A 12,542-nucleotide genomic window follows, 5' to 3' on the forward strand; every position below is an offset into this window, starting at 1 on the left:
TCTTGTCCGATCCTGCAAACCGTGCCATGGCGGCGACCGCGCCGTCGCAGCATCGGGCAAGCTGTAGGTCCCTCGATTGCCCGCCGCTGCGCCCGACGCCGATGAACGCGCTTGCCGACCGCTATCAAGAAATCGCCGCACTCATTGCCCGATTGGCCGTCCCCGACGGCGACGGCGATACCGCCATCGACGGCCTGTTCTGTTCGCACCGCACCGCGCCCTCGCCAAAGGCACACACCGCGCAATGGCCTTGCTTCGCCCTGGTGGTGCAGGGCGAGAAGTGCCTGAGCCTGGGCACCGAAGAATACCGCTACGCGGCCGGCACCTATCTGCTGGTGGCGCTGGACCTGCCGGTGGTGTCGCGGATCACCCAGGCCAGCCCGGAGCGGCCGTTGCTGGGCGTGGGCATGGCGATCCGATCGGACCGGCTGCGCGACCTGCTCGAACGCATTCCGCTGCCGGTGCAGGCCAGCGCCGATTGTGTGCGCGGCGTGTCGGTCAATACCGCCAGCGCTGCGCTGCTGGATGCGACGCTGCGCATGCTCAGGCTGCTCGAACAGCCCGACGATATCGCCGCGATGGCGCCGCTGATCGAGCAGGAAATCCTATATCGCCTGCTGACCGGTCCGTGCGGCCCGAACCTGCTGCGCATCGCGCAGGAGGACAGCCCCAGCAACCGCATCGCCAAGGCGATCGCGTGGCTGCGCCAGCATTACGCCGAGCCGCTGCGGATCGAAGACCTGGCGCGGCAGGTGAACATGAGCGCTTCGTCGCTGCATCACCATTTCAATGCGGTGACCGCGATGACCCCGCTGCAATACCAGAAGCAGTTGCGCCTGCGCGAGGCGCGGCGGCTGATGGTGGTGGAGCGGATGGACGTGGGTGCGGCCGGCTACCGCGTCGGCTACCAGAGCCCGTCGCAGTTCAGTCGCGAATACAGCCGCCTGTACGGCCGCTCGCCGCGCAACGACCTGGCCGAACAGCTCGGCCAGGCTGGCTGACCGCACGCCGCCGTTCGCCGATTGCTACGGCATCATGGTCGATGCGCATGACGCGCCGTACATCGCCGATCCCGGCAACCGTGCGATCCGCAACGCTTCCCGGCAAGCTACTCGGCCGCCTCCCCCAGCCACGGCACCTGTGCCTTGCGGTACTCGCCGCTGGCCTTGCTCAGGTGCAGCCACTGGTCCACGTAGGCCTTCCAGGCCATGTCGTGGCGCGGCAGCAGGAAGGCCTTTTCGCTGTACTGCAGCGGCTGCTGCGGGTTCACCGCACACAGGCCGGGCACGCGGCGCTGCTGGAAGCGCGCTTCGGAGGCGTCGGTGATCATCACGTCGGCGTGGCCTTCGCGTAGTTCGCGGAAGATCGCGGTGTTGTCGTCGGACAGGGTCAGCTGCGCCTGCGGCAGCGCGCGGCGGGCGAAGGCGTCGTTGGTGCCGCCGCGCGGTTCGATCACCCGCACCTCGGCGCGATTGATCTGCGCGATGTCGCGATAGCGCTGCTGGTCGGCGCAGCGTACCAGCGGGATCTTGCCGTCCACGTCGAGCACCGCGCTGAACCAGGCGTGGCGCTGCCGCGGCAGCGACACCGAGATGCCGCCGTCGGCGATGTCGCAGCGATCGGCGAGCAGGTCCGGCAGCAGTGTCGCCCAGCGCGTGGCTACCCAGGTCACCGGCACCTCCAGGCTGGCCGCGAGCGATTGCGCCAGGGCGATGTCGATGCCCTCGTAGCCGCCGTCCGCGGCAGCAGGCTGTACGGCAGGTAGTCGCCGGTGGTGCACACGCGCAGCGTGCCGCGCTGCGCGATGCTGTCCAGGTGCGAGGGCGCCGCGGTGGCCGGCAGCGGCGCGGCGGCGCTCAGCAGGCAGGCGCCGAGCCATCGGATCATGTGCTTCTCCACAACAGGCGCGTTCTCCAGAACGGGGGATATCGGCGCCGACGACGCGCGCTGGCTGTACGCCGGCTGTCGCCGTATCGGCGCCGGCCACCTTAGCCGGTTTCCTTGCGGCATGGCGCAGCGTCAAGCGTGGCAGGGGTTTTGCACCTGCAGTCCGGCGGCGCATGGCCGTGCACGACGGCAGCCGGTGCCGACCGGCACGGTGTGGCACAGGAACTCACGGCACCATAGCGCAGTCCGGAAACACTCCTCCGGTGGACGCATGCCTCGCTATGGAATCTCGATCGTCGTGACGTCTGCACCTGCGCAAGACCGGCTGCTGCACCTGGGTGCGGCAGCCACCACCGTGCTGATCCTGCTGCTGCTGGGCCGCCTGCTGTTGATCGCGCCGGCGGCGGCGCCGGCGCGTGCCCACGACGCGATGCGGCTGGTCTTCGTGCCGCGCTCGGTAGCGCCCGCCGCGCCGCCGCCATCGCAGGCCGCCCAGTCCGCGCCGCATGCTGCGGCACGGCGCGCGCCGGCGGCCTCGCGCGCGGCGCAAGCGCCGCTGCCGCCACCGACCCGCACTGCCGCCGCTGTGGCCACGCCTGCCGCGTCGATGCGCGCCACGCTGTACACCCGCGATGGCAGCGCGCGGCTGCCGGACGGCGTGGCGGTGGACCCGTTCGCCGAGGCGCCGGGCACCCCGCCGGGCACCACCAACCCGCGCGACCTGGCCAAGGCCAAGCGCCTGCTCGAGCGTCCGAACCCGATCGACTACCGGCCCACCCGCTTCGACAAGGACTGGGCCAGCGACGGCACCCTGGGCGACGTGGCGATGCAGGGCATCGGCGATGCAGTGAAGAAGATGCTGCCCAAGAACAGCCACCAGCCGGCGGTGGCGCGGCCGCCGCCGGACGTGCGCTTCAATCCGGCGCTGCACGATCGCCCGGGCGATCTCGGCAGCGAGGCGACCGGCGATGCCTACAAGGCCGCGCCGATTGCGTTGGAAAAGGCGCCCGGCCTGGACGGCGAGGCCAGCCGCCGCATCCGCAAGGCGATCGGCGAACTGGAGCAGCGCCGTGCGGCCTGCCCGGCGGCGCAGCGCAGCCGCCTGCTGCAGCCGGTGCTGGACAACCTGGGCGACCTGCAGCGGGTGGAAAACGCCATGGCCCGCGGTGCCGACCCGCTCCTGGCGCAGCAGACCCTGCCGCGCGCCGCCGACAGCGCCTACGACCTGGCGCGGCGCGCGCTGTGGTACGCCGACCAGAAATTGGCGGCGTGCGCGCCGTAACGGTGGCGTTTTCCGGGCTGCTTGCGGTTGTAGGAGCGGCTTCAGTCGCGACGAGCGGAGCCATCCAGCTATCGGGCCTCGGAAACAGTCGGGATTGAAGCCCTCCCACAGTGCACCCGGCCGGCTCGCTGCAAGTCTCCTGCGGGAGCGGCTTCGCGACGCGCGGAGCCGTCCAGTTGCCGGGCTTCGGAAGCGATCGTGACGGATGGACCAAGCAAAGGCCGGGGATCGCCGCGGCGTTGGCAACCTGTCGCGGCTGAAGCCGCTCCTACAGTGCACACGGCGAGTCGGTAGCAAGCTTCCTGTAGGAGCGGCTTCAGCCGCGACGCGCGGCGCCGTCCAGCCGCCGGGCTTCAGAAGCGATCATGACAGATGGACCAAGCAAAGGCCGGGGATCGCCGCGGCGTTGGCAATCTGTCGCGGCTGAAGCCGCTCCTACAACGGCGCGGGTCAAAACGAGCGTCCTGGCCGGTCCTCACCCGCGCCGACGCCCGGTGCGCGATGATGCGCGCCCACCGTCGCCGGTTCCATCTCCCGCCCCATGCGCTGTGCCCGAATGCTGCTGAGCCTGCTGCTGTGCTGCTGTGCTGCTGTGTCGTCGCTGCGGCGCAGGCGCGTACCGTCTACCGCTGCGTGCGTGACGGCACGGTCAGCCTGGCGACCGCGCCGGAGCCGGGGTCGCGGTGCACGCCGAAGGAACTGGACGATGCCGCGATTGCCAAGCCCAACCTGTGGGGCAGCATGGGCGTGTTCAGCGGCACCTTGTACGAGCGCGACCAGGATGGGCGCCTGGTGTATTCCACGCGCAATCTGCCCGGCTCGCGCCCATACCTGCGCTTCACCGCGGTGACCCCGCCCGGCGAGGCGGCGCATCCTGGCCTGGGCAAGGTCGGCGTGCCGCAGTGGAACAGGCACGCCAGGCAGTTCCACGCCGCGGCGCGCGCCACCGGGGTGGACGATCCGTGGCTGCGCGCGATCGCGCATGCCGAAAGCGGCTTCGACGCCGCGGCGGTGTCGCCGAAGGGCGCGCAGGGCGTGATGCAGCTGATGCCCGAGGTGGCGAAGGAATACGGCGTGGCCGATCCGTTCGCCGCCGATCAGTCGATCGCCGGCGGTGCGCGCTACATGCAGTCGCTGCTGCGCCGCTACCAGGGCGACCGCACCCTGGCCGCGGCCGCCTACAACGCCGGCATCGGCACCGTGGCGCGCTATCGCGGCGTGCCGCCGTATGCGGAAACCCGCGACTACATCGACAAGGTGATGGCGCTGTACCAGCGCTACCGCGAGGCGATGGGGATCAGGACGGAAATGCCGGCGCAGTAGCGCGCGACGGTGAACAGCGGGCCGCGCTGCGCGTTCACCGGTAGCGTCAGCGGTTCGTAAGGCGAGGGGATGGCGACGATGCCGTGGCCGCACACCCGCCGGCCGTCGCCTCAGGGCGTGGCCGGCTCCGGCTGTGCGTGGCGCTGCGCCGCCGCTGCGGGCGGCGCGGCGACGGCCGGTTTCGCGTACAGGTCCAGCAACAGCAGGGTCACGCCGTTGGTCCAGCCGAAGCCGTCCTGCAACGCGTATTCGCCGCCGCCGCCGCCCTGGGCCTTGGCGTCGACGCCGTACTTCTCCACCAGCTTGTGCTGCTGCGCGAACAGCGCCTGCACCCGCGCCAGGAAGCGGCTGCCGATGCGCTGCGCCAGCGCGTCCTGGCCGTAGCGGCGCAGGCCGTCCACCGCGATCCATTGCAGCGGCGCCCAGCCGTTGGGTTCGTCCCATTGCTGACCGGTATGCAGGCGGGTGGTGGCCAGGCCGCCGGGACGCAGCAGCTGCGCCTGCACAGTGTCGGCGCTGCGCTTGGCGCGCGCCGGCGAGGCGATGCCGACGAACAGCGGATACAGCGCCGCGGCGGTGACCTGTTCGCGCAGCCGGCGCTGTTGCCAGTCGTAGTCGGCGTAGTAGCCGGCATCGCTCCAAAGGTGCTTGTCCATCGCGGTCTTGCGCGCGCTGGCCAGGGCCGCGTAGTCGGTGTCGCAGCCCGAAGCGCCCGGGTTCTTTTTGCAGGCCACGGCCAGGGTGGTTTCGAGGTGGTAGAGCAGGCTGTTGAGATCGACCGGGACGATGGCGGTGGTGCGGATGGTGGCCAGGGTCTTGCGGTCGCCGAGCCAGCGGCTGGAATAGTCCCAGCCGCTCTCGGCGCCGGCGCGCAGGTCGCGGTAGACGTCAGCGGCGGGGCGGTCCTTGGCCTCGGCGGCGGTGCGCACGTCGTGCAGCCAGGCTTCCGGGCGCGGCGTGTCGCGCGCGTCCCAGTAGCGGTTGAGCAGGCTGCCGTCGGCCAGCCGCACCACGTGCGCCTGCGCGCTGCCCGGCGCCAACGCCTGCGCGCCCTGCATCCAGTACGCGTATTCCTTCTGCAACTGCGGCAGGTAGCGCGCATAGGCGGCGTCGCCTTCCACCTTGGCCTGCAGCTGCACCATGTGCGAGAAGAACGGCGGCTGCGAGCGGCTCAGGTAGTAGCTGCGGTTGCCGTTGGGGATGTGCCCGTAGGTGTCGATCAGGTAGGCAAAGTTGTCCAGCATCTGCCGGCTGCGCTCCTGCTCGCCGCTCTCGACCAGGCCGAGCATGGTGAAGTACGAATCCCAGTAGTAGACCTCGCGGAAGCGCCCGCCCGGCACCACATAGGGCTGCGGCAGCGACAGCAGGCTGCTGTGCGCCGGCACGTCCACCTGGCGCCGCACCAGCAGCGGCCACAGCGCGTCGATGTGCTCGCGCAGGCCGGTGTCCTGGCGGATCGCCTCGGTCTGCACCGGGCCGGATTCCTCAAAGTTGGCGGCGACGAAGCGGGGCAGGTCGAAGCCCGGCTGCTGGCGCTGCGCCAGGTAGTCGGCGTTGATCAGCGCCGGGTCGCGCAGCGGCAGCGCATCGACGAAGTGCTTCTGGTCGTCGAACAGTTCCTGTCGCTGTACAGCCTGGAACAGTTCGGGATAGGCCAGGTCCGGGGTCAGCGGCGCCGGCGCCCGCGCGGTCTGCATCGCGCGCGGCGTGGGCTGCGCCGAGGCGGTGTCGTAGTTGCCCAGCAGCAGGCCCAGCGACAGGCTCAGCAGCGGCGTGCAACAGGGGGGAGCGGCATGGCTCATCTCGAGTCCAGAGCAGGATGCGTGCGGCATGGTAAACGACCGAAGGAGGAGGCGGGTGACTGGCGGCTGTGGCGGTCGCTTGCCGAGGAACAGGCGTGCATGCGCCGCGATCCTGGCAGCGCGTGGCGCGGTTAGCCGATCTGCTGATAGCGGCCGCGTTACGATCGGCTTGAACGGAGGCATGGCCGGGGGCATATCGCAAGCGATGCAAAAGCGGCGCCAATCGGCGGGTCGCGGTGGTCGCGACACCTGGCAGGAGCACCGGTCTGCCCATCGCCCAGCCGATCAGCGTGCCGAGGGGCGATGCTTGCAGTGCTCTGGGTGGACGGCCTGCGGTGTTGCTTACAGATGACGCTCCACTTCGCGCATGCCCACATCGGCGGCACGCCGGAAGGCGGTGTTCACCAGAGCGCAGTCCCTGTCCGACACGCCCGCTTGCTCGAACACCGCGCTACTCGCGCATGGCGGCGACAACCAAGAAATTCGCTGCCGGTCGGACAGCGATGGGAGCGCACGAGTCAAAACGATCTGGGGCAGATGGCCGGCGGTCGGCAGGGGCCGCAAGCCAGGTGGGACGCATCGGTGCCGAGTTCAAGCACGGCGCCTTCGAGCAGGCGCGACAAGCCGGCGTCGGCTGCGCCCAGTGGTCGGGATTCGGGAATCCGGCGTTACCGACACGATCGAGTCAGTCCCGACACGGGAACTGGGCTGGCCGACAGGATCAAGCACTCTCCACGGCTGTGCAGGACGATGCAGCGGGGCAGGGTGTGGACCATTGCACAGGGGTGTGGTACTGCCGAGACGTCCAGCGTCGCGGGCGATCCGCCCGCACGCCGCGTTGCAACGCATGGCCGGCAGTTCCCGGCCATGTGGGTGTCGCGTTACTGCTTGGCGGTGGCCTTGGCCTTCGCCTTGACCGGCTGGCCGTCGCTGTCCAGCACCTGCACCTGGCCCAGCTTCAGCGCGCGCACCGGCGCCTCGATCTGCTTGAGGTCGCCGACGATGACCCAGGTCATCGCCTGCGGCGCGACGATCGCCTTGATCGCCGCCTGCGCGGCTGCCTGGTCGATGCCTTCCATGTGCGTCTTCAGGGTCTGCACGTAGTCGTCCGGGCGCCCGTACTGGACGATCCTTTCGACCATGCCCAGCACCGCGTCGGTGGTTTCGAAGCTGCCCGGCAGGGCGCGGATGCGCTGGGTCTTGCTGTTGGCGATCTCCTCGGCGGTCAGCGGCTTGTCGCCGACCACGGCCTTGGCTTCCTTCAGGATCTCGGCAGCCGACTCGGCGGTCTTGTCGGTCTGCACCGGGGCTGAGAACAGGAACGGGCGCTGGCCCTGCGTATCCAGCATGAAGGTGTAGGCTCCGTAGGACCAGCGCTTGTCCTCGCGCAGGTTCATGTTCAGCCGCGAGGTAAAGTCGCCGCCGAAAGCGCCGTTGGCCACGCCGATGACGATGTTGTTCGGCGCCTTGTTCGACGGCGCCAGCAGGCCGGCCAGGATCAGCGACTGCGGCGCGTCGGCGCGGTTGATCAGAAACACGCGCGGTTTGGGCTGCGCGGCGACCTGCGCCAGGGTCTTGCTCGGGCGCGTGGCTGCCGGCGGCTGCCAGTCGCCGAACGCCGCGTCCAGCTGCGGGATGATCTGCCCCAGGGTGGTGTCGCCGGCGACCAGGATGCGCAGGTTGTCCGGGCGCAGCCAGGTGTTCTGGAACGCGGCCAGGTCGCTGGCGCTCAGGCTCTTGATCGCCGCCTCGGTACCGCTGCCGGTGAGCGGCACGCCGTAGGGATGCTGCGGGCCGTACAGCAGCGGCGGCAGGATGCGCAGCGCCAGGTCCTGCGGTTCGGTCTTCTCCTGCGCGATGGAAGCCAGCCACTGGCCGCGGATGCGCTCGATGTCCTCGGCCTTGAACGCCGGGTTACGCACGATGTCGGCAAACAGCGCCAGCGACGGCGCCAGCTGGTCGTTGAGCGCGTCGAGCGAGGCGGCGCAGCTGTCCAGCTCGCACGCCACGCTGGTGATCGCGCCCAGGCGCTGGCGGCGCTGCGCCACTTCCACCGAATCCAGGCTGCGGGTGCTCTCGTTCATCAGCGCGGCGGTGAAGTTGGCGGTGCCGAGCTTGCCGCCCTGGTCGGCCGCGTAGCCGGCGTCGAACAGCAGTTCGACCTGGGTCACCGGGATGGTGTGGCGTTCGGCCAGCACCACTTCGATGCCGTTCTTGAGCTTGCCGCGCTGCAGCTGCGGGAAGCTCAGGCTCGGAAACTGGCTAGTCTCCGGGATGCCGGCGGCGCGGTTGACCTGGTTCTTGCCGACGCTGTAGCTGGCCTTGGTCAGCAGCTTGGGTGCGGGCTTGCCGGCGGCCACGGGCAGCGGCTTGACCGCCTTGTCCTCGGCCGCCGGGTCGAAGCCGTCGCCGGCCGGCAGCACGGTCAGCAGGTAGTCGCCCTTGCCGAACCAGGTGTCGGCGGCCTTGCGCACGCTGGCCACAGTGGCGGCCTGGGCGCGCTGCAGGTCGTGCTGGTAGGCGCCCGGATCGTTGCGGTAGACCTGGCCCTCGGCCAGGATCGCGGCCTTGCCGGTGAAGCCGCCGACCTTCTCCAGGCCGCGCACGAAGCCGGCGCGGGACGCGACCTGCGCGCGCTGCAGTTCGTCGGCGCTCGGGCCTTCGGCCAGGAATTTCTTCAGCTCGTCGGCGATGGCGGCCTCGACCTTGGCCGGGTCCGCGCCGTCCCTCACGTCGGCGACGATCTGCAACTGGCTGGCCAGCGCGAACGGCTGGATGCTGGCCGAGACATCGTCCACCAGGTTGTCGCGGTACACCAGGCGCTGGTACAGGCGGCTGGTCTTGCCGCCGCCGAGCACGTTGCTGGCCAGGTCCAGCTGCACCGCGTCGTCGCTGCCCAGTTGCGGCGCCACCCAGGTGCGGTAGATGCGCGGCTGCGCGACATGGTCGTGCTGCACGCCGCGGGTCTGCCTGGCCAGCGGGGTGATCCACGGCTGCTGGCGCGGCACCGGCTTGCCGGCGGGGATGTCGCCGAAGTACTGCGCGGCCTTGGCCTGGGCCTGGGCCACGGTGATGTCGCCGGCCAGCACCAGGGTGGTGTTGGCGGCGCCGTAGTTGTCGTGGAACCACTGCTTGACGTCGTCCAGCGACGCCGCGTCGAGGTCGGCCATCGAGCCGATGGTCGTGTGCTGGTACGGATGGTTGGCCGGGAAGATGTTGGCCAGGATGTTCTCGTCCACGCGCCCGTAGGGGGCGTTCTCGCCCTGGCGCTTCTCGTTCTGCACCACGCCGCGCTGCGTATCCAGTTCCTTCTGCCCGATCGCGCCGAGCAGGTGGCCCATGCGGTCCGATTCCATCCACAGCGCCAGGTCCAGGGCGGTGGTCGGCACGGTCTCGAAGTAGTTGGTGCGGTCGGACCCGGTGGTGCCGTTCATGTCGTTAGCGCCGACTTTCTCGAACGGCTGGAAATAGCTGCCCTTGTGGTTTTCCGAGCCGGAGAACATCAGGTGTTCGAACAGGTGGGCGAAGCCGGTCTTGCCGGCCGGCTCGTCGCCGGAGCCGATGTGGTACCAGATGCTCACCGCCACCACCGGCGCCTTGTGGTCCTCGTGCACCACCACGGTCAGGCCGTTGGGCAGGGTGAAGCGGGTGTAGGCGATCTCCGGCACGGTGGCCTTGGCGGCCAGCACCGGCAGCGCGGCGCTGGCTGGGGCGATGGCGGCACCGACGCCAAGGGTGAGGATGCTGGAGATCAACAACGACAAGGGTCGGAGCATGGACCGTGCCTGATGAGGATGATCGAACAGCATAGTGGCCGCGTGCCGGACCCGGAAGGTGACTTATGGCAGGGCACCGATGCCTGGCCGCGGGGGCTGTGCCGAGCCGCAGACGCCGTGGCGGCCGCTGCCGAGGAGAAGCCCGTCGTCCGATGTCCGATGTGTCGCGCAGGACGGATCCGCGCACGCAACGATCGTCATCCGCGCCGCCGCTCATGGTGCTGGCCCGAAACGCGACCGGCAGCGCCGTGAGCGCTGCCGGTCGTTGCCATCGCCGCGCAGGACGCGCGATGACGGTGTCGCTGCAGGCGCTCAGCGCGCGGCGCAGAAGCCGAATTCGGCGCTGGCGCCGGGGGCCAGGGTCTTGTTCCAGCCTACGCCGGCAGCGTTGAGCGTGCTGCCGGACTGCGTCCACGTCGCATTCCACAGGTTGTTGACGGCGCCGCCGATCGACAGGCTGACCGCCCAGTTGCCGCTGGCCTTGCCGGTGTTGGTCACCTGCACGCGGTGGCAATAGCCGGCATTCCAGTCGCTGTCCACCACGGTCTTGGTGCTGAAGCTGGCGCCGCCCTGGGTGGATGTGAGCGCAGGACTGAGGGCAGCAGTGGGCGTCGGTGTCGAACTGCTGGAATCGCCCCACAGTTTCTTCAGCAGGGTGACCTTGTCGGTACGTACCGACTTCCAGTCGTCGTTGAGGATGCCGCCGGTGTCGTTGCTGTTCGGATTCCACGACCAGTAGAAGCCGCTGTGGATGCCCTTGCCGATCAGGTAGTTGACCAGCGCGTTGTGCCACTGCACGTCCAGCGCATTGCCCTGGCCGTACTTGCCGCCGAACTCGCCCAGCAGCAAGGCATGCCCGGATTTGGCGAACTGGCCGAAATGCCGCTCCCAGATCGTCGGCATATTGGCCGGGAAATTGGAGGCGCTGAAATAGGACTGCATGAACACGTCCGGACCGTATACATGCGGTGCCAGCAGCAGGCGGTTGGCCGGGATCTTCAGCGCGGTGCAGGCCAGCGGCTCCAGGTTGCCGCCCCAGAAGTGGCCGCCACTGCTGGAGCAGTTAGCGCTATCACTTATGCCCTCGACAACGATCAGCCATTTCGGCGCCACCTTCAGCACCGCCGCCGAAGCGCGTTCGGCGGCCTTGTTCCAGTCGGTGCTTGCATTGCCGCTGCCCCAGGTGGCCGCGCCATGCGGCTCGTTCTTCAGGTCCAGGCCGATCACGCCCGGCACGTTTGCGTAGCGCTTGGCGACGAAGCTCAGGTCCTTGAGCCACTGCTGCTCGCTATAGGAGGAGGTGTACCACAGCTCGGAAATCGCATTGCAGTCCGGCGTGTGGTGGTCGAGCAGCACGTACATGCCGCGGCGGCTGAGTTCGTTGATCACCTTGCCCATCACCTGCAGCGCGCTCAGGCCCTGCAGGTCGGGATTGAGGCCGTAGTCGATACTGCTCGGCGTGGTGCCGTTCAAGGTCTGCGGGCAGAACGGCAGGCGCACCGCGTTGAAGCCCAGGCCCTGCATCTGCGTGATCATGTCCTTCCAGTTGCGCGCCCACAGGCCGTGCACGGTGTGCACGTTGGTATCCAAACCGAACCAGTTGACGCCGCGCAGCTGCACGGCGTTGCCCTTGTCGTCCACGACCTTGCCGCCGTTGATGGCGTAGCTCCATGCCGAACCGCTTGCCGCCAGCAACGCTGCGGCCAGCACGCAGCGGCTGATGCGGGATTTTCTCGACATCGACATCATCTCTGTTCACTCCGAAAGCGGCCGGTCCAAGACGGAGCGGCCAAGGTGGGGGCGCAGGCTGGCGGATGGCGGGCATCATCGAGAGCGGATGAGGCGGGTGCCGTGATTGACCGCACAGAAAACGGTGTTGTCCACGGACCCTGCGGGGCGATTCGCGAGCGCGGCGATTAGAACACGCGCCGATGGAAATTTGTGATATAAATCATGTTTTCCTGGGCGGCGCCGGCAGCGCGTGCTCGCCCGCCGCCGGCGTCGCTACATTCGAACGCATCCGCCAACTCCAAGGGGCAAGAGTGAAGCGACCGATCATGGGCATGCTGGCGCTGGCGGTTGCCGGCGCATTGATGGCGGCGCCGCCGTCCGTACCGCGTTTCGACACCCAGCGCATTTCCGCCGACGTCAAGACGCTGGCCTCCGACGCGTACGCCGGCCGCGCGCCGGCCACGCCGGGCGAGGACAAGACCGTGGCTACCTGAGCGCGCAGTTCCAGGCCGCCGGGCTGCAGCCGGGCCGGCGACCTGCGCGCCGGCAAGCGCCTGTGGACGCAGACGGTGCCGCTGCGCCGTGCCGAGATCGTCGGCAGCCCGCAGCTGGCGATCGAGAACGGCGGCCAGCCTCAGGCGCTGACCCAGGGCAAGCAGAAGGCTGGATCCCGCGCGACCTGGCCGTGGACCTGTTCAAGCGCGCCGGGCTGGATTTCGAGGCCTTGGAAGAAGCAGGCGC

Annotated in this window: 6 protein-coding genes and 2 pseudogenes; 4 read left to right on the forward strand and 4 right to left on the reverse strand. The window is 69.3% G+C overall.

The features are described from left to right. Positions 1 to 101 precede the first annotated feature (101 nt). On the forward strand, positions 102 to 1,001 hold the full coding sequence (locus tag ISN38_RS12300; protein ID WP_003465780.1) for an AraC family transcriptional regulator: 900 nt from the start codon (positions 102 to 104) through the stop codon (positions 999 to 1,001). Positions 1,002 to 1,108: 107 nt separating this feature from the next. On the opposite strand, the pseudogene ISN38_RS12305 reads toward ISN38_RS12300, so the two are convergent. Then, a pseudogene (locus ISN38_RS12305) lies at positions 1,109 to 1,887 on the reverse strand (transporter substrate-binding domain-containing protein). A gap of 271 nt (positions 1,888 to 2,158) precedes the next feature. Between ISN38_RS12305 and ISN38_RS12310 the strand changes: the two are divergent. After that, positions 2,159 to 3,169, forward strand: coding sequence for a hypothetical protein (locus ISN38_RS12310; RefSeq protein ID WP_230839091.1), 1,011 nt, complete (start codon positions 2,159 to 2,161; stop codon positions 3,167 to 3,169). Between the two features lie 633 nt (positions 3,170 to 3,802). Continuing rightward, entirely contained in the window at positions 3,803 to 4,492 is a 690-nt protein-coding gene (locus ISN38_RS12315; protein ID WP_241753937.1) for a lytic transglycosylase domain-containing protein, read from the forward strand. A 110-nt stretch (positions 4,493 to 4,602) separates the two neighbouring features. Here ISN38_RS12315 and treA read toward each other — a convergent pair whose 3' ends face one another. The 3 genes from treA to ISN38_RS12330 form a co-directional block, all read right to left on the reverse strand. Continuing rightward, positions 4,603 to 6,294 (reverse strand): alpha,alpha-trehalase TreA, encoded by a 1,692-nt coding sequence (gene treA, locus ISN38_RS12320; RefSeq protein ID WP_206711831.1) that lies wholly within the window; start codon positions 6,292 to 6,294, stop codon positions 4,603 to 4,605. A gap of 881 nt (positions 6,295 to 7,175) precedes the next feature. Beyond that, positions 7,176 to 10,070 (reverse strand): M16 family metallopeptidase, encoded by a 2,895-nt coding sequence (locus ISN38_RS12325; protein WP_206711832.1) that lies wholly within the window; start codon positions 10,068 to 10,070, stop codon positions 7,176 to 7,178. A gap of 312 nt (positions 10,071 to 10,382) precedes the next feature. Beyond that, a complete protein-coding gene (locus tag ISN38_RS12330) occupies positions 10,383 to 11,816 on the reverse strand; it encodes a glycoside hydrolase family 5 protein (RefSeq protein WP_206712221.1) in 1,434 nt (477 codons plus the stop codon). Positions 11,817 to 12,112: 296 nt separating this feature from the next. On the opposite strand from ISN38_RS12330, the pseudogene ISN38_RS12335 reads away from it, so the two are divergent. Continuing rightward, positions 12,113 to 12,466, forward strand: a pseudogene (locus ISN38_RS12335) (peptidase M20); the annotation flags it as partial. Positions 12,467 to 12,542: the final 76 nt, after the last annotated feature.

The organism is Xanthomonas translucens pv. undulosa (assembly GCF_017301775.1).
GTDB lineage: Bacteria > Pseudomonadota > Gammaproteobacteria > Xanthomonadales > Xanthomonadaceae > Xanthomonas_A > Xanthomonas_A translucens.

Coding starts and splice junctions, on each gene's coding strand:
- ISN38_RS12330 (WP_206712221.1), bottom strand. CDS start 11,816: ATGTCGATGTCGAGAAAATCCCGCATCAGCCGCTGCGTGCTGGCCGCA.
- ISN38_RS12325 (WP_206711832.1), bottom strand. CDS start 10,070: ATGCTCCGACCCTTGTCGTTGTTGATCTCCAGCATCCTCACCCTTGGC.
- treA (WP_206711831.1), bottom strand. CDS start 6,294: ATGAGCCATGCCGCTCCCCCCTGTTGCACGCCGCTGCTGAGCCTGTCG.
- ISN38_RS12310 (WP_230839091.1), top strand. CDS start 2,159: ATGCCTCGCTATGGAATCTCGATCGTCGTGACGTCTGCACCTGCGCAA.
- ISN38_RS12300 (WP_003465780.1), top strand. CDS start 102: ATGAACGCGCTTGCCGACCGCTATCAAGAAATCGCCGCACTCATTGCC.